The 15,667-nt window shown below is 64.8% G+C and carries 17 protein-coding genes and 2 pseudogenes; 10 read left to right on the top strand and 9 right to left on the bottom strand.

Features of this window, described 5'->3' with window-relative positions; genetic code table 11:
- Nucleotides 1-67 precede the first annotated feature (67 nt).
- Together DN388_RS17360 and DN388_RS17355 are read right to left on the bottom strand one after the other, a co-directional pair.
- Nucleotides 68-814: a LytTR family DNA-binding domain-containing protein gene (locus DN388_RS17360; protein ID WP_043863369.1), complete on the bottom strand. Its 747-nt coding sequence runs from the start codon at nt 812-814 to the stop codon at nt 68-70.
- A pseudogene (locus DN388_RS17355) lies at nt 811-918 on the bottom strand (sensor histidine kinase); the annotation flags it as partial. The pseudogene DN388_RS17355 and the gene DN388_RS17360, both read right to left, overlap by 4 nt.
- 218 nt (nt 919-1,136) lie before the next feature.
- On the opposite strand from DN388_RS17355, the gene argH reads away from it, so the two are divergent.
- The gene (gene argH, locus DN388_RS17350) at nt 1,137-2,531 is read left to right on the top strand and encodes an argininosuccinate lyase (RefSeq protein ID WP_043863368.1); all 1,395 of its coding nucleotides are present in this window, start codon (nt 1,137-1,139) and stop codon (nt 2,529-2,531) included.
- 42 nt (nt 2,532-2,573) lie between these two features.
- Here argH and DN388_RS17345 read toward each other — a convergent pair whose 3' ends face one another.
- A complete protein-coding gene (locus tag DN388_RS17345) occupies nt 2,574-3,236 on the bottom strand; it encodes a glutathione S-transferase (RefSeq protein WP_043863367.1) in 663 nt (220 codons plus the stop codon).
- A gap of 145 nt (nt 3,237-3,381) precedes the next feature.
- On the opposite strand from DN388_RS17345, the gene DN388_RS17340 reads away from it, so the two are divergent.
- The 3 genes from DN388_RS17340 (at nt 3,382) to DN388_RS17330 (ending at nt 7,050) form a co-directional block, all read left to right on the top strand.
- Nucleotides 3,382-3,666 carry a hypothetical protein gene (locus DN388_RS17340; RefSeq protein WP_043863366.1) on the top strand — a complete coding sequence of 95 codons (285 nt, stop codon included), beginning with the start codon at nt 3,382-3,384 and terminating at the stop codon, nt 3,664-3,666.
- Between the two features lie 88 nt (nt 3,667-3,754).
- Nucleotides 3,755-4,003, top strand: coding sequence for a TIGR02647 family protein (locus tag DN388_RS17335; protein ID WP_043863365.1), 249 nt, complete (start codon nt 3,755-3,757; stop codon nt 4,001-4,003).
- 197 nt (nt 4,004-4,200) lie between these two features.
- Nucleotides 4,201-7,050: a class I adenylate cyclase gene (locus tag DN388_RS17330; RefSeq protein WP_255001368.1), complete on the top strand. Its 2,850-nt coding sequence runs from the start codon at nt 4,201-4,203 to the stop codon at nt 7,048-7,050.
- Here DN388_RS17330 and rnk read toward each other — a convergent pair whose 3' ends face one another.
- From rnk to cyaY, 3 genes are all read right to left on the bottom strand, one after another.
- The gene (rnk, locus tag DN388_RS17325) at nt 7,051-7,470 is read right to left on the bottom strand and encodes a nucleoside diphosphate kinase regulator (RefSeq protein ID WP_043863363.1); all 420 of its coding nucleotides are present in this window, start codon (nt 7,468-7,470) and stop codon (nt 7,051-7,053) included.
- Between the two features lie 153 nt (nt 7,471-7,623).
- A complete protein-coding gene (locus DN388_RS17320; protein WP_054915485.1) occupies nt 7,624-7,839 on the bottom strand; it encodes a DUF1289 domain-containing protein in 216 nt (71 codons plus the stop codon).
- A gap of 1 nt (nt 7,840) precedes the next feature.
- Nucleotides 7,841-8,173, bottom strand: a complete 333-nt coding sequence (cyaY, locus tag DN388_RS17315) for an iron donor protein CyaY (RefSeq protein ID WP_255001366.1) — start codon at nt 8,171-8,173, stop codon at nt 7,841-7,843.
- A gap of 195 nt (nt 8,174-8,368) precedes the next feature.
- On the opposite strand from cyaY, the pseudogene DN388_RS17310 reads away from it, so the two are divergent.
- The 6 genes and pseudogenes from DN388_RS17310 to DN388_RS17285 all read left to right on the top strand — a co-directional run.
- A pseudogene (locus DN388_RS17310) lies at nt 8,369-8,500 on the top strand (lipoprotein); the annotation flags it as partial.
- 16 nt (nt 8,501-8,516) lie between these two features.
- A complete protein-coding gene (gene lysA / locus DN388_RS17305) occupies nt 8,517-9,764 on the top strand; it encodes a diaminopimelate decarboxylase (protein ID WP_043863359.1) in 1,248 nt (415 codons plus the stop codon).
- A gap of 4 nt (nt 9,765-9,768) precedes the next feature.
- A complete protein-coding gene (gene dapF, locus DN388_RS17300; protein ID WP_058541735.1) occupies nt 9,769-10,599 on the top strand; it encodes a diaminopimelate epimerase in 831 nt (276 codons plus the stop codon).
- A 13-nt stretch (nt 10,600-10,612) separates the two neighbouring features.
- Nucleotides 10,613-11,350, top strand: coding sequence for a DUF484 family protein (locus DN388_RS17295; protein ID WP_043863357.1), 738 nt, complete (start codon nt 10,613-10,615; stop codon nt 11,348-11,350).
- Entirely contained in the window at nt 11,350-12,249 is a 900-nt protein-coding gene (gene xerC / locus DN388_RS17290) for a tyrosine recombinase XerC (protein WP_054915482.1), read from the top strand. The genes DN388_RS17295 and xerC overlap by 1 nt, the downstream gene beginning before the upstream one ends.
- Nucleotides 12,246-12,941, top strand: a complete 696-nt coding sequence (locus DN388_RS17285; RefSeq protein WP_123753391.1) for an HAD family hydrolase — start codon at nt 12,246-12,248, stop codon at nt 12,939-12,941. The genes xerC and DN388_RS17285 overlap by 4 nt, the downstream gene beginning before the upstream one ends.
- Before the next feature lie 160 nt (nt 12,942-13,101).
- Here DN388_RS17285 and sutA read toward each other — a convergent pair whose 3' ends face one another.
- The 3 genes from sutA to glnK all read right to left on the bottom strand — a co-directional run bounded on the left by sutA (nt 13,102) and on the right by glnK (nt 15,596).
- Nucleotides 13,102-13,425 (bottom strand): transcriptional regulator SutA, encoded by a 324-nt coding sequence (sutA, locus tag DN388_RS17280; RefSeq protein WP_043863351.1) that lies wholly within the window; start codon nt 13,423-13,425, stop codon nt 13,102-13,104.
- 465 nt (nt 13,426-13,890) lie between these two features.
- Nucleotides 13,891-15,216 carry an ammonium transporter gene (locus tag DN388_RS17275; RefSeq protein WP_043863350.1) on the bottom strand — a complete coding sequence of 442 codons (1,326 nt, stop codon included), beginning with the start codon at nt 15,214-15,216 and terminating at the stop codon, nt 13,891-13,893.
- A gap of 41 nt (nt 15,217-15,257) precedes the next feature.
- A complete protein-coding gene (gene glnK, locus DN388_RS17270; protein WP_002555808.1) occupies nt 15,258-15,596 on the bottom strand; it encodes a P-II family nitrogen regulator in 339 nt (112 codons plus the stop codon).
- Nucleotides 15,597-15,667 lie beyond the last annotated feature (71 nt).

The following is a 15,667-nucleotide window of genomic DNA, read 5'->3' as shown; positions in this document are numbered from 1 at the left end:
GCTGCTAGCAGATCTATGTCAGTGGAGGGGTCGACCGTCCCTGGTCAAGCAGTGCTCCCGCCCCGCCCTAAAGCTGCTGCATCATCTTGCGTACGCCGGCCACATGGCGGCGGCTGACAATCAGGGCATCGCCATTGAGGCCCTTGAGAAAAAGCTGGAAATGCCCCAGCGGCGTGCGCTGCAGGCGTTCGATACGGTCGCGGGCCACCAGCGCGTTGCGGTGGATACGCACGAAGCGCTCGCCGAACTCGTCTTCCAGAGCCTTGAGCGGTTCGTCCAGCAGCACCTCGCCGCCCTCATGACGCAAGGTCACGTACTTGTGATCGGCGATGAAGTAGATCACCTGGTCGATGGGAATCAGCTCGATGCCCTTGCGGGTCCTGGCGCTGATGTGGCTGCGCGGCCCGTTGCCGCTTTCGGCGCCGGGGCGGGTCAGCGCCGCCAGCTGCACGCGGTTCGGGCGCTCGGCCTTGCGCAGCGCGTCGCGCAGGGCATCGGCCTGAACCGGCTTGAGCAGATGGCCCAGGGTGCTGTCCTTGAACGCCTGCACGGTGAATTCGTCATCCCCCGTACAGAACACCACGGCCGGTGGCGCTTCGCGCTCGCACAACCGGGCCGCCACCTGCAGCCCGTCCATGCCGGGCATGCGGATGTCGAGCAGGACCACCTCGGGCTTGAGGCTGTCGATCAATGCCAGGGCCTCTTCGCCATTGGTGGCGCTGGGCTCCAGCACGGTATAGCCCTCCAGCTCGCCGAGCATTCGGCTCAGGCGTTCCCGGGCTTGGGGTTCGTCATCAACGATCAGGACATTCATATAGCGCTGGATTCCTGCGTGAGTCTCGCACAAGGATAGCGTAGACAGGTGAAGTGACGACCGTCACGGCGATCCACGCTCAGACTCGCACGAGGGCTAAAGATTCACTGGGAGGGCGAAACCTGCCAATCCTCTGTCCAACTGTAGACGGTTGCAGGCACGCTGCCGTTCAATCGATAAATATCCTTTTGCATCGCCCCTGTCGTGGCCCCCGGCTGCGACACAAACCCGCAGTTGCGCCGACCGCCGAGCCCCGTGAGCCCCGGCAACCCTGCTATCATCTGCGCCACTTTTTCCGTTCACGCCTTACACGAGTGAATCCATGAGCACCGACAAGACCAACCAGTCCTGGGGCGGCCGTTTCAGCGAGCCGGTCGACGCCTTCGTCGCCCGCTTCACCGCCTCCGTCACCTTCGACCAGCGCCTGTACCGCCACGACATCATGGGTTCGATCGCCCACGCCACCATGCTGGCCAAGGTCGGCGTGCTCACCGATGCCGAGCGCGACAGCATCATCGACGGCCTGACCACCATCCAGGGCGAAATCGAGGCCGGCAACTTCGACTGGCGCATCGACCTCGAAGACGTGCACATGAACATCGAGGCACGCCTGACCGACCGCATCGGCATCACCGGCAAGAAGCTGCACACCGGGCGCAGCCGCAACGACCAGGTGGCCACCGACATCCGCCTGTGGCTGCGCGACGAGATCGACCTGATCCTGGCCGAGATCACCCGCCTGCAAAAAGGCCTGCTGGAGCAGGCCGAGCGCGAAGCCGACACCATCATGCCGGGCTTCACCCACCTGCAGACCGCCCAGCCGGTGACCTTCGGGCATCATCTGCTGGCCTGGTTCGAAATGCTCAGCCGCGACTACGAGCGCCTGGTGGACTGCCGCAAGCGCACCAACCGCATGCCGTTGGGCAGCGCCGCACTGGCCGGTACCACCTACCCGATCGACCGTGAACTGACCTGCTCGCTGCTGGGCTTCGAAGCGGTGGGCGGCAACTCGCTGGACGGCGTGTCCGACCGTGACTTCGCCATCGAATTCTGCGCGGCGGCCAGCATCGCGATGATGCACCTGTCGCGCTTTTCCGAAGAGCTGGTGCTGTGGACCAGCGCGCAGTTCCAGTTCATCGACCTGCCGGACCGCTTCTGCACCGGCAGCTCGATCATGCCGCAGAAAAAGAACCCCGACGTCCCCGAGCTGGTACGCGGCAAGACCGGCCGCGTGTTCGGCGCCCTGACCGGCCTGCTGACCCTGATGAAGGGCCAGCCGCTGGCCTACAACAAGGACAACCAGGAAGACAAGGAACCGCTGTTCGATGCCGCCGATACCCTGCGCGATTCGCTGCGGGCATTTGCCGACATGATCCCGGCGATCAAGCCAAAGCACGCGATCATGCGCGAAGCCGCGCTGCGCGGGTTCTCCACCGCCACCGACCTGGCTGACTACCTGGTACGCCGCGGCCTGCCGTTCCGTGATTGCCACGAGATCGTCGGCCACGCGGTGAAGTACGGCGTGGACACCGGCAAGGACCTGGCCGAGATGAGCCTGGACGAACTGCGCCAGTTCAGCGACCAGATCGAGCAGGACGTGTTTGCCGTGCTGACCCTGGAAGGCTCGGTGAACGCTCGCAACCACATCGGCGGCACCGCACCGGCCCAGGTACGTGCAGCCGTGGCCCGCGGCCAGGCGCTGCTGGCCAGCCGCTGAGGCATTCGCCAGGCCCGTCTGGCGGGCCTGGCTGCGCTGAAGTCAGCGCTTGCCGGTACGCACCATCTCGAGGAAGGCCGGCATCTGGGCTTCCTTGTCTGCGGCGTTTCTCTGCACGTTGGGGTTCTGCTTGAAGTGTTCGAGCAGGGCCTTGGCCTGCGGGAAGTCCGCCAGCACATCCATATCGAACACCTTCTTGCCCACCGCATACGCCAGGTCGACGCTGTAGCAGAACAGGATGTCCGCCAGGGTCATCTGCTCGCCCGCCACATAGGGAGCGAAGGCACCGTTGCGCTTGAGGGCGGCAAGACCCGCCAGCAGCTCGGCCTTGGCCTTTTGCTTGATGGCCGGGTCCACCTGGGCACCGAAGAACGCCTCGGGGTAGCAGGCTCGGGCCGGCAGCTCGATGTACAGCTCGATCTCCTTGGCCAGTTCGCGCACCTTGGCCTGGGCGAACACGCCCTCGGGCAGCAGCGCCTTGCCGGGCTGGGTCTGCTCGATATAGTCAAGGATCAGGTTGGTCTCACTGAGAAAGCCGTGCTCGGTCTCCAGCACCGGCACCTTGCCGCAGGGGCTGATCTTCAGTGATGCGGGGCCGGGGCCGCCGAAAAACAGCACCTCTTCGAAGGGCACGCCCTTTTCCAGCAGCGCCAGTTTGACCATGTTGTAGTAGTTGCTGACTGCAAAACCGTGAAGCTTGAGCATGAAACATGCCTCCAGGCCGAAAGGGGTTGGCCTGGCCTTTATAGACGCTACCGCAGGCACTGACCAGCATCATGCAGTTGCTCGATAGCCAGGCATTGGCGTGCACTGCATGGCAAACTGGATGCCCATTCCGAGGAGAGCGCCCATGAGCGAGCCCACCGATATCGACAATGACGAAGAAGCGTTCGCCGAATCGACCCTGATCCAGGCCATCGAGAACCAGATCGAGAACGACAACCCGCCAGCGGCCAAGGCCACGTTCAACAAGCTGACGCTGGTGGGCTACGAGCGCGAGGACATCCTCAACCTGATGGCCCACGTGCTGGCCTGCGAGATCGACGCCATGCTCGAGGACGACCGAGCGTTCGATACGCAGTGGTACGAAACCGCCCTGCGTGCGCTGCCTGAGTTGCCACCCGAAAAGGACTGAAGCAATTACCGGCTGGCGTGGCTACACTGCAACTTCATGTACCCCTGCAAGGGTGCTGCCCTCCACTTCAGGAAAGTCCGGAGTATCTATGTCGTTTACCCCCGAGCTGATTGCCGAACTGGAAATACTCGCGCTGTTCAACCTGGACAGCACGCAGGAAGGACTGAAAGTCCATGCCACCGCAGCACCCCAGGCGATTGCCGCCGCCAAGCGCCTGTTCTCCAAGGAACTGATCACCCAGGAAGACGGCGGCTACCTGACCCCGCTGGGCCGCGATGCGGCGCAGAACGTACAGCAGTTGCTGATCATCCTGAACACGGTCGCCGAGCCGGCTTGAGAGCTTCGCTGAAGCCTTCGCCGGCAAGGCCGGCTCCTGCAGATCGGTACAGGAGCCGGCCTTGCCGGCGAAGGCCACAACCGGTCAATACGTCAGGCGCTGACAAAATGGCGCCAGAAACCAAATAGATTTCAGCCCCTCGCCCCGTAGCGGCTAAACTCGCCATTGCTCCCGTGATGGCCAGTTAGAGCCCTGCAATGAACCACCCCCACGAAATTCGACCCGACCTCGACGAAGGCATCGATCGCAAGGTGCTCAGCCAGTTGCGCAAGCGCTTCCTGGCCATCAACCAGGGTCGACTGGCACGCGCCATGGAAGGGTTGTCGAGCCGCCAGCAGCAGGTGCTCAACCTGCTGGCGCTGTTCTTCCACGTCAATCACCCGCTGCTGCCCGGCTACGTATCGGGCACCACTCCGGCGGGAATCTCGTGCTACGAGCCCGACGTCGAGGCGCTCGCCGAGGCCCAGCGCCTGACCCGCTCGTTCACCTACCGCAAGCGCCACGGCCAGCCACCGCGCCCGCTGCTGGGGCTGTACCTGATGGGCAGCCTGGGCACCCTGGCCCAGGCCGATGAAAGCGACATGGACGTGTGGCTGTGCCACGCCCCCGGGCTCAGCGAGGCCGAGCTGAGCGAGCTGCGCAGAAAGTGCGTGTTGCTGGAGGTCTGGGCCGCGTCCCAGGGCGCCGAACTGCACCTGTTCCTGATCGAGCCGGAGCGCTTCGTCACCGGCGAGCGCAATACCGCACTGAGTTCCGACGACTGCGGCACCACCCAGCACTACCTGCTGCTGGACGAGTTCTACCGCACCGCGCTGTGGCTGGCCGGGCGCACGCCGCTGTGGTGGCTGGTGCCGGTCTACGAGGAAGGCAGCTACGCGCATTACACCCAGACCCTGCTGTCCAAGCGCTTCATCCGCGCCGACGAGAACCTGGACCTCGGCCACCTGGCCCACATCCCGCCCGGCGAGTTCGTGGGCGCCGGGTTGTGGCAGCTGTTCAAGGGCATCGAGTCACCCTACAAGTCGCTGCTCAAGCTGCTGCTGACCGAGGTGTATGCCAGCGAACATCCGCACGTGCAGTGCCTGAGCCTGCAGTTCAAGCAGGCAGTGTTCGCCAACCGCCTCGACCTCGACGAGCTGGACCCGTACATGATGGTGTACCGGCGTATCGAGCAGTACCTGCTGCACCGCGGCGAGGCCCAGCGCCTGGAACTGGTGCGACGCAGCCTGTACCTGAAGGTGAACAAGAAGATCAGCCTGCTGGCGCGCCAGCGCAGCGGCGGCTGGCAGCGCGACCTGCTCGAGCGCCTGACCCGCGAGTGGGGCTGGGACGAGCGCCAGCTGATGCTGCTGGACAGCCGCAGCCAGTGGAAGGTGCGCCAGGTGGAAGCCGAACGGCGCATCCTGGTGGCCGAACTCAACCACAGCTACCGTTTTCTCGGCCAGTTCGCACGCAACCCTCAAGCTGCCACGCGCCTCGACCAGCGCGACCTCAACGTGCTGGGCCGACGCCTCTACGCCGCCTTCGAGCGGCGCGCCGGCAAGGTCGAGTTCATCAACCCGGGCATCGCCCCGGACCTGGCCGAAGACACCCTGACCCTGGTCCAGGCACCCAATCGCCAGGAGCCTGGGCAAACCCACTGGAGCCTGTACAGCGGCAACCTGAACGCCCATGAGTGGGAGCAGTTCGTGCCGTTCAAGCGCTGCCGCGAATTGCTCGAACTGCTGGCCTGGGCGCACCGCAACGGGGTGATCGACAGCACCACGCGCCTGGCGCTCAACCCCGGCAGCAGCGACCTGAGCGAGTACGAGCTGTTCAACCTGCTGGGCAGCCTGCAGCAGAGCGTGGCCCTGCCGTTCAAGGAAGTCAGCGAGGCGCGCCTGCTGCAACCGAGCGTGGCGGACGAGATCCTGCTGCTGGTCAACGTCGGCATCGACCCGCTGCAGCATCACCGCGACCTCAACATCCTGATGACCACCGAGCGCACCGACTCGCTGAGCTACGCCGGGGTGCGCGAGAACCTGGTGCTGACCCTGGACCAGGTGACCCTCAACAGCTGGAACGAAGTGCTGGTGCAGCGGTATGACGGCGAGCACGCCCTGATGCGCAACCTGCGCGACTACCTCAACAGCCTGGGCAGCAAGGGCCACCTGCCTACGCTGAACGTGCGCTGCTTCTGCCACAACCGCGCCCAGGCCATCGCCCAGCGGGTCGAAGAGGTGTTCGCCACCGCTCAGGCGCTGCTTGCCGAAGGCCTGGGGCATCGCTACCTGATACAGGTGCAGCAGCACACCCATGTACTGGAATTGCACCACGGGGCGGTCAACCTGGTCAGCCTGGACAGTCAGGATGCACTGTTGGCGTACCTGGGCGAGGAACGTGCCGAGTACACCCCGCTGCATCTGGACGCCAACGTGCTGGAAGACCACGACCTGGCGCTGGTGCTGCCCCAGGGCCAGCCGCAGTGCCTGCAGGTGTTCTACCGGGTGCAGGAGAACTGGGCCGACGTCTACGTGCTGGATGAATTCAATGCGCTGTGGCAGCAACGCCTGCCCTACCACGACGACAGCAGCCTGTTGCTGCCGCTGCAGCGCTTTCTGCAATCGGTGGTGTTCCGGCACAACGCACGGCTGCCGCTGGAAGAGCTGCCGGCACAGGGCGCGCTGGACATCCTCTACTATCAGCTGTCGCCCTCCGGTATCGGCCGGGCACGCCAGCTGGAGCCGCGCCAGGCACCGCCCACCACGCTGGGCAGCACCGCCTACGAAGTGCAGGCGATCATCCAGGCAGGCGTCGAAGACGCCTTGCAGGTGACGTTGTACTGCAACCAGAAGGAGTTTTCGGAGCTCGAGTATGGCGACCAGCTGTATGCGGTGGTCGCCCGCGAGATCGTCGGCCAGCGCCGTGACGCCCAGCGCTACCGCTGCTACATCACCGACCTGGACCTGTCCGACCTGCTTGCCGAAGGCCAGGGCTCGAGCATCCTGTACCTGCGCTACAAGCAGGAACTGGAGCGGGTGCTGAACCAGGCGCTGGAAGCGGCCTGATCAGAGGTCGAAGTCGCCTGCGGCTTCGGGCTGGTACTCGACTTCGAGCAGCTTGAGCTTGAGGGTCTTGCCGCCGGGCACCGGCCAGTCGATCTGCTCGCCCACCGACAGGCCGAGCAATGCGCTGCCCATCGGCGCCAGGATCGAGACCGTGCCTTCGGCGCCGGCGTCCTTCGGGTACACCAGGGTCAGGTGGTAGTCCTTGCCGCTGACTTCATCGCGGCAATGCACGCGCGAGTTCATGGTCACGACACCGGCCGGAACCTCCTCGTGGCTCACTACCTGCTCGGCGCGGTCCAGCTCGTCCTGCAGGGCGAGCACACCCGGCGAGTCCTGCGTCTTTTCATCGAGGCCATCGATCAGACGCTCGAGACGCTGTACGTCCAATCGGGTGAGGATAAGGGAAGGCTTGGTGCTCATGATCCAGTCAGACTCCTTGTTCATGGGTAAAAGTGCTGGGCGTTATAAAGCAAAACCCCGCCCAAGGGCGGGGTTTGCATGTTTTTCGGCCAGGCCGATCAACCTCGACACTACCACAGCACAATAAATACACAAGAGGCTCGCCGTCGCAGCCTAGCCGGCCGCCTGGCGTCGTGCCTGTGCCTGGGCGCAGATCTCGCGGCGGCGCTGGTCGTCGGCGCTGCGCCACTGGCGAATGTCCTCGACATGGCGAAAGCAGCCCAGGCACACCTTGGCCTCGTCCAGCCGGCACAGGCTGATGCAGGGCGACGGCACCGCCGGGCTGACATTGCTGTACAGCGGCTTGGCCGGTTTGGCAGCAGTGCTCATCTCAGATCTCGTCGAAGTCGAGCTTTTCGCCGACCCGCTCCCAGACGATGCGCTCGAGCATCTCGCCGAGCAGTTCCTCGGTCTTCTCACAGGTCCATTTGCCGCTGGCTTCGTCATAGTCGAAATGGAAACCACCCGACCTGTCGGCCAGCCACAGCTGGCGCAGCGGCTCCTGGCGGCTGAAGATCAACTGGCTGCCGTTGTCGAACTTGATGGTAAGAACGCCCGCCGAGTTCTCCATGTCCAGGTCCAGGTCGGTTTCATCGAACAGGTCTTCCAGGGCCTGTTGGGTCGCGTCGACCAGGTCGTGAAAACGCGCTTCGCTCAAACTCATTGCAAGAACCTCGAAAATGTCTGCACACACGCAAGCCGGGCAAGATACGAGCGCCGCGCCACGAATGCAAAGGTTAACGCCCGCAGCCGACACCCTGCACGGGCGCCTGTCCGACGGCGCAGCGGCTACATAGGCAAGGCGCCGGGCGCTCGGTATACTCGGGCGCAATACTGCTTAAATTCAAAGGATTTCGCCATGAAGCGCCTGATTTCCTCCCTCGCGGCGCTAGTCGCGATTGCCTGCCTCGTCTCCGCTTGCGGTCAGAAAGGCCCACTGTACCTGCCTGAAGACGGCAAAGACGGCAAAAAGTCGCAATCGCACCAGCACTGATTAAGGGATCCCCATGGACGCTTTCAACTACCGCGACGGCGAGCTGTTCGCGGAAGGCGTGGCGCTGTCGGCGATTGCCGAACGCTTCGGCACGCCTACCTACGTGTACTCGCGGGCGCATATCGAAGCCCAGTACCGTAGCTACGCCGATGCATTGCAGGGTGTTTCGCACCTGGTGTGCTTCGCCGTAAAAGCCAACTCCAACCTCGGCGTGCTGAACGTGCTGGCACGACTGGGCGCAGGCTTCGACATCGTCTCGGGCGGTGAACTGGAGCGTGTGCTGGCCGCCGGCGGGCGCGCCGACCGTGTGGTGTTCTCCGGCGTGGGCAAGACCCGCGACGACATGCGCCGCGCCCTCGAAGTGGGCGTGCACTGCTTCAACGTCGAGTCCACCGACGAGCTGGAGCGCCTGCAGGTGGTTGCCGCCGAAATGGGCGTACGCGCGCCGATCTCGCTGCGGGTCAACCCGGATGTCGATGCCGGCACCCACCCGTACATTTCCACCGGCCTCAAAGAGAACAAGTTCGGTATCGCCATTGCCGATGCCGAAGAAGTCTACGTGCGCGCCGCGCAGCTGCCGAACCTGGAAATCGTCGGCGTCGACTGCCACATCGGTTCGCAGCTGACAACGCTGGAGCCCTTCCTCGATGCCCTCGACCGCCTGCTGGCGCTGATCGACCGCCTCGGCGAGTGCGGCATCTACCTGCGCCACCTGGACCTGGGCGGCGGCGTGGGCGTGCGCTATCGCGACGAAGAGCCGCCACTGGCCGGCGACTACATCAAGGCCATCCGCGAGCGCGTGGGCGACCGCGACCTGGCGCTGGTATTCGAACCGGGCCGCTACATCGTGGCCAATGCCGGCGTGCTGCTGACCCGCGTCGAGTACCTCAAGCACACCGAGCACAAGGACTTCGCCATCGTCGACGCGGCGATGAACGACCTGATCCGCCCGGCGCTGTACCAGGCCTGGATGGACGTGACCGCCGTGCAGCCGCGTGATGGCGAGCCGCGCAGCTATGACGTGGTCGGCCCGATCTGCGAGACCGGCGACTTCCTGGCCAAGGACCGTGCGCTGAACCTGGCCGAAGGCGACCTGCTGGCCGTGCATTCGGCCGGTGCCTACGGTTTCGTCATGAGTTCGAACTACAACACCCGTGGTCGCTGCGCCGAAGTACTGGTGGATGCCGATCAGGCCTTCGAAGTGCGCCGTCGCGAAACCGTGGCCGAGCTGTTTGCCGGCGAAAGCCTGCTGCCGGAGTGACCCCATGCTGCTGCGTTTTACCAAGATGCACGGCCTGGGCAACGACTTCATGGTCCTCGACCTGGTCAGCCAGCACGCGCACATCCTGCCCAAGCACGCCAAGCAATGGGGTGACCGGCACACCGGCATCGGTTTCGACCAACTGCTGATCGTCGAGGCGCCGAGCAATCCGGACGTGGACTTTCGCTACCGGATCTTCAACGCCGACGGGTCCGAGGTCGAGCAGTGCGGCAACGGTGCGCGCTGCTTCGCGCGCTTCGTGCTGGACAAGCGCCTGACGGCGAAAAAGCGCATCCGCGTCGAGACCAAGAGCGGCATCATCGAACTCGATGTGCGCGGCGACGGGCAGATCAGCGTCGACATGGGCCCACCGCGCCTGGTGCCGTCCGAGATCCCCTTCGACGCCCCCGCCCAGGCCCTGAGCTACCCGCTGGAAGTGGCCGGTCGCACGGTCAACCTGGCTGCCGTGTCGATGGGCAACCCCCATGCGGTGCTGCGCGTCGACGACATCAACAGCGCCCCGGTGCACGACCTCGGCCCGCAGATCGAGAACCACCCGCGCTTCCCGCAGCGGGTCAACGTCGGCTTCCTCCAGGTCATCGACCGCCACCGCGCCCAGTTGCGCGTGTGGGAGCGCGGCGCCGGGGAAACCCAGGCCTGCGGCACCGGTGCCTGCGCCGCGGCGGTGGCTGCCATCAGCCAGGGCTGGATGGATTCGCCGCTGCTGATCGACCTGCCCGGAGGGCGCCTGTCCATCGAATGGGGCGGCCCGGGCCGGCCTGTAGTGATGACAGGCCCTGCCGTACGCGTGTATGAAGGACAGGTTCGCCTATGAGTGAGTACCAGCCATGACCGACCAGCCCCACACGCCCACCGCAGAGCCCGACGCCTCCGACGCCCAGGGCTCGACGCCCAGCGTCGGGGCCCAGGACGTGGTGGCTTACCTGCGTGCCAACCCGGCGTTCTTCGCCGAGCATGACGACCTGCTGCTGGAGCTGCAGGTCCCTCACCAGCGCGGCGACAGCGTGTCGCTGGTGGAGCGCCAGCTCAAGCTGCTGCGCGACCGCAACATCGAGATGCGCCACCGCCTCTCGCACCTGATGGACGTGGCCCGCGACAACGACCGGCTGTTCGAGAAGACCCGCCGGCTGATCCTCGACCTGCTCGACGCCGACAGCCTCGAGGCCGTGGTGATGGCCGTCGAGGACAGCCTGCGCCAGGAGTTCAAGGTGCCGTTCGTGAGCCTGATCCTGTTCGGCGATACCGTGGCCCCCGTGGGCCGCTGGGTCAACCCGACCGAAGCGCAACAGGCCATCGGCGGCCTGCTGTGCGCGGGCAAGACGGTCAGCGGCACCCTGCGCGACCACGAGCTGGACTTCCTGTTCGGCGAGGCCCAGCGCCCCGAAGTCGGCTCCAGTGCCGTCGCCGCGCTCGACTATCAGGGCCTGCATGGCGTGCTCGCCATCGCCAGCCACGACCCGCAGCACTACAAGAGCAGCGTCGGCACCCTGTTCCTGAGCTACATCGCCGAAGTGCTCGGCCGCGTGCTACCGCGCTTTACCCAGACCCTGCGCCCGGTACGCTGATGGAGCGCCAGCTGGACGCGTTCATCGCGCACCTGCGCAACGAGCGCCAGGTGTCGGAGCATACCCAGCTGGCCTACCGGCGTGACCTGGCCAACGTGCTGGCCTACTGCGGGAAAACCGGCATCGCCAGCTGGAGCGCCCTGCAGATCCAGCACCTGCGCCAGTTCGTGGCGCGCCAGCACCATGCCGGGCAGTCGTCGCGCAGCCTGGCGCGCATGCTTTCGGCGGTGCGCGGCCTGTACCGCTACCTGAACCGCGAAGGCCTGTGCGACCACGACCCGGCCAACGGCCTGGCCGCGCCCAAGGGCGAGCGCCGGCTGCCAAAGACCCTCGATACCGACCGCGCGCTGCAATTGCTCGAAGGCGCTGTGGACGACGACTTTCTCGCCCGCCGCGACCAGGCCATGCTCGAGCTGTTCTACTCCTCGGGCCTGCGCCTGTCGGAGCTGACCAGCCTCGATCTCGATCAGCTCGACCTGCCAGCCGGCCTGGTGCAGGTGCATGGCAAGGGCAGCAAGACCCGCGTGCTGCCGGTAGGCCGCAAAGCCCGAGAGGCACTGGAAAAGTGGCTGGCGCTGCGCGGCATCAGCGCCCCGCAGGACAACGCGGTGTTCGTCAGCCAGCAAGGCCGGCGCCTGGGCCCGCGGGCGATCCAGCTGCGGGTCCAGGCGGCGGGCAGCCGCGAGCTGGGGCAGAACCTGCACCCGCACATGCTGCGCCACTCCTTCGCCAGCCACCTGCTCGAATCGTCCCAGGACCTGCGTGCGGTGCAGGAAATGCTCGGGCATGCCGACATCGCCACCACGCAGATCTACACTCACCTGGACTTCCAGCACCTGGCGAGCGTCTATGACAGCGCCCACCCAAGGGCCAAACGCAGCAAGGACAGTGACTCATGAGCATTCAGCTGATCACCTTCGACCTGGACGACACCCTGTGGGACACCGCCCCGGTCATTGTCAGTGCCGAGGCCGTGCTGCGCGACTGGCTGGCGGCGAATGCACCCGACCTGGGCGCGGTGCCGGTGGAGCACCTGTATGCCATTCGCGAGCGCCTGGTGCAGGCCGAGCCGGGCCTGCGGCATCGCATCAGCGCCTTGCGGCGCAAGGTGCTGTTCCATGCCATGAGCGACGTCGGCTACAGCGAAGCCAGGGCCCACGCCCTGGCCAACGAGGGCTTTGAAGTGTTCCTGCATGCGCGCCACCAGGTGGATATCTTCCCCGAGGTGCAGCCAGTGCTGGAGGTGCTGCGCCATCGCTACACCCTGGGCGTGGTTACCAATGGCAATGCCGACGTGAGGCGCCTGGGGCTGGCCGACTATTTCAGGTTCGCCCTGTGCGCCGAGGACCTGGGCATCGGCAAGCCCGACCCGCAGCCGTTTCTCGAAGCATTGCGCCAGGGCCAGGCCGAGGCCGGCAATGCCGTGCATATCGGCGACCACCCGGGCGACGACATCGCCGGAGCCCAGCAGGCCGGCCTGCGCGCGATATGGTTCAACCCGCAGGGCAAGGCGTGGACGGCCAAGGGGCAGCCGGATGCCGAGATCCAGCGCCTGTCGCAGCTGCCTGAGCTGTTGCTCAGTTGGCGTTAGCCCCGCTGGCCCCATCGCGGGTCAAGCCCGCTCCCACAAGGGTTGCGGTGATCGTTGTAGGAGCGCGCCTGCCCCGCCATAGCGTCAGCAGCGGCAACCGATAACGCCACCCACAAAAAAGCCCGCAGCGACGGCGGGCTCTTCTGTTCGACGGCACCCCTCAGATAGGACGGCTACCGTACTTGTTGTCTGGCTTCTTGGGCGGATCGGCGACCACGTTGGCCTCCACTTCCTGCACCTTGCCGCCACGCGACAGGAACTCTTCCATCGCCTTGGCGAGCGCGTCGCGCTCCTTCTGCTTGGCTTCCATGCTGGGCATTTCGTCGACCGAGACCGCAGCCTTGGACTTGCCCTTGGCTACCGGTGCGGGGCTGTCGTCACCGCTGTCATCGGCAACGTCGTCGGCAGCCGCTTCCAGGCCTTCATCGGTATCGTCTTCGTCGCCCACTTCGAGGTCGTCGTTTTCCAGATCATCGTCGCTCATGTTCTACCTCATGACTTGCGAAAAGCAGATAAGTTATAGACCAACAGCGCCAGGTGCGGCCACTGCCGGAAAAATCCAGGGCCACGGGTAGCCCGCGGCCAGCGGCGCCCGCCCTACCGCCTGGCGAGCACCGTGCGGGCCCGTGCAGGGCCCGACAAAAAGAAAGAGCTGCCGGCATTGCTTCACCAGCTGACCCCGCCGTGAGCGGCCTGTTCAATGCCAAGCCTAGCAAAGGGTATCGAAGTGCGCGGACAGGTCATCCGCACCCTACGGCGCGCATTCTAGCGTGATGTGTGAAAAAGCAAAGTGCCTAAATATCCTTGTTCGCTGTAAGTTTTATGCTTGATGGCCATTACAGCGTCAAGCGCCTGCAAATGCCCCCGTGGAAACCGTTTGCGTGCCCTTGGATGGACAAAATCCAGGCAAAAAAATGCCCGGCAAGCCGGGCATGTTTTTTCGAGCATGTTACAGGTTGTAGCCACGCTCGTTGTGCTGCGCGAGGTCGAGGCCGACCGCTTCTTCCTCTTCGTTGACCCGCAGGCCCATCACCAGGTCCAGCACCTTCAGAATCACGTAGGTGACGATGGCGGTGTAGATCACCGTGAAGCCCACGCCCTTGGCCTGCACCCAGACCTGTGCGCCGATATCTTCGACGGTACCGAAGCCGCCCAGTGCAGGGGCCGCGAACACGCCGGTGAGAATCGCGCCGACGATGCCGCCGATGCCATGCACGCCGAAGGCGTCCAGGGAGTCGTCATAGCCCATCTTGCGCTTGAGGCTGGTGGCGCAGAAGAAGCACACCACACCCGATACCAGGCCGATCACCAGCGCGCCCATCGGGCCTACGGTGCCCGCAGCCGGGGTGATCGCCACCAGGCCCGCCACCACACCGGAGGCGATGCCCAGGGCGCTGGGTTTGCCGTGGGTGATCCACTCGGCGAACATCCAGCCCAGCGCAGCGGCGGCCGTGGCGATCTGGGTCACCAGCATGGCCATGCCGGCGGTGCCGTTGGCAGCGGCTGCGGAGCCGGCGTTGAAGCCGAACCAGCCGATCCACAGCATGGCCGCGCCCATCAGGGTGTAGCCCAGGTTGTGCGGGGCCATCGGGGTGGTCGGGAAACCCTTGCGCTTGCCCAGCACCAGGCACGCCACCAGGCCTGCGATACCCGCATTGATATGCACCACGGTGCCACCGGCAAAGTCCAGTACGCCCCAGTCCCACATCAGGCCGCCGGCACCGGACCAGACCATGTGCGCGATCGGTGCGTAGACCAGGGTGAACCACACGGCCATGAAGATCAGCATGGCCGAGAACTTCATGCGCTCGGCAAAGGCACCGACGATCAGGGCCGGAGTGATGATGGCGAAGGTCATCTGGAAGGTGATGAACACCGCCTCGGGGAACAACGAGGTCAGGCTCGCGGGGGTGACGCCGGCCAGGAAGGCCTTGGAGAACCCGCCGACGAAGGAATTGAAGTTGACCACGCCCTCTTCCATACCCGTGGTATCGAACGCCAGGCTGTAGCCGTAGACCATCCACAGAATGCTGATCAGGCCGGTGATGGCGAAACACTGCATCATCACCGAAAGCACGTTCTTGGAACGCACCATGCCGCCGTAGAACAACGCCAGGCCCGGGATGGTCATGAACAGCACCAGCGCGGTGGCGGTCAACATCCAGGCGGTGTCGCCGGAGTTGAGCACGGGGGCGGCTGCCTCCTCTGCCATGGCCATGCCAGGCATTACGAGGGACAAAAGGGCTCCTAGCCCTGCGAACTGACGCAGAGTCATATTGTTATCTCCTGGGGCGTTGGGGTTTGGGGCGGCGTTACTTAGATCGCGTCGGTATCGGTTTCACCGGTACGGATGCGGATGGCCTGTTCCAGATTGACCACGAAAATCTTGCCGTCACCGATCTTGCCGGTGTTGGCCGCCTTGGTGATCGCCTCGATGACCCGGTCCAGGTCCTTGTCGTCGATGGCGACATCGATCTTCACCTTGGGCAGGAAATCGACTACGTATTCAGCACCGCGATACAGCTCGGTGTGGCCTTTCTGCCGTCCGAAGCCTTTGACTTCCGTGACGGTAATGCCCTGCACGCCGATTTCGGACAGCGACTCGCGCACGTCGTCCAACTTGAATGGCTTGATGATGGCAGTGACTAGCTTCATGAAACTCTCTCCCGAATTGGTGGACTTGCCCCAGGAAAACAAACCCGTCTCAAGTCTAAGCGCAGTGCCTG

The sequence above is a fragment of the Pseudomonas sp. S12(2018) genome (genome assembly GCF_024355235.1).
GTDB classification, from domain to species: domain Bacteria; phylum Pseudomonadota; class Gammaproteobacteria; order Pseudomonadales; family Pseudomonadaceae; genus Aquipseudomonas; species Aquipseudomonas palmensis.
The sequence above is the reverse complement of the archived record's forward strand: the minus strand, read 5'-3'. Positions and strand labels throughout refer to the sequence as shown.

Coding starts and splice junctions, on each gene's coding strand:
- argH (WP_043863368.1), top strand. CDS start 1,137: ATGAGCACCGACAAGACCAACCAGTCCTGGGGCGGCCGTTTCAGCGAG.
- cyaY (WP_255001366.1), bottom strand. CDS start 8,173: ATGAGTTTGAGCGAAGCGCGTTTTCACGACCTGGTCGACGCGACCCAA.
- xerC (WP_054915482.1), top strand. CDS start 11,350: ATGGAGCGCCAGCTGGACGCGTTCATCGCGCACCTGCGCAACGAGCGC.
- rnk (WP_043863363.1), bottom strand. CDS start 7,470: ATGAGCACCAAGCCTTCCCTTATCCTCACCCGATTGGACGTACAGCGT.
- DN388_RS17340 (WP_043863366.1), top strand. CDS start 3,382: ATGAGCGAGCCCACCGATATCGACAATGACGAAGAAGCGTTCGCCGAA.
- DN388_RS17335 (WP_043863365.1), top strand. CDS start 3,755: ATGTCGTTTACCCCCGAGCTGATTGCCGAACTGGAAATACTCGCGCTG.
- DN388_RS17330 (WP_255001368.1), top strand. CDS start 4,201: ATGAACCACCCCCACGAAATTCGACCCGACCTCGACGAAGGCATCGAT.
- DN388_RS17320 (WP_054915485.1), bottom strand. CDS start 7,839: ATGAGCACTGCTGCCAAACCGGCCAAGCCGCTGTACAGCAATGTCAGC.
- DN388_RS17285 (WP_123753391.1), top strand. CDS start 12,246: ATGAGCATTCAGCTGATCACCTTCGACCTGGACGACACCCTGTGGGAC.
- DN388_RS17345 (WP_043863367.1), bottom strand. CDS start 3,236: ATGCTCAAGCTTCACGGTTTTGCAGTCAGCAACTACTACAACATGGTC.
- lysA (WP_043863359.1), top strand. CDS start 8,517: ATGGACGCTTTCAACTACCGCGACGGCGAGCTGTTCGCGGAAGGCGTG.
- dapF (WP_058541735.1), top strand. CDS start 9,769: ATGCTGCTGCGTTTTACCAAGATGCACGGCCTGGGCAACGACTTCATG.
- DN388_RS17275 (WP_043863350.1), bottom strand. CDS start 15,216: ATGACTCTGCGTCAGTTCGCAGGGCTAGGAGCCCTTTTGTCCCTCGTA.
- glnK (WP_002555808.1), bottom strand. CDS start 15,596: ATGAAGCTAGTCACTGCCATCATCAAGCCATTCAAGTTGGACGACGTG.
- DN388_RS17295 (WP_043863357.1), top strand. CDS start 10,613: ATGACCGACCAGCCCCACACGCCCACCGCAGAGCCCGACGCCTCCGAC.
- DN388_RS17360 (WP_043863369.1), bottom strand. CDS start 814: ATGAATGTCCTGATCGTTGATGACGAACCCCAAGCCCGGGAACGCCTG.
- sutA (WP_043863351.1), bottom strand. CDS start 13,425: ATGAGCGACGATGATCTGGAAAACGACGACCTCGAAGTGGGCGACGAA.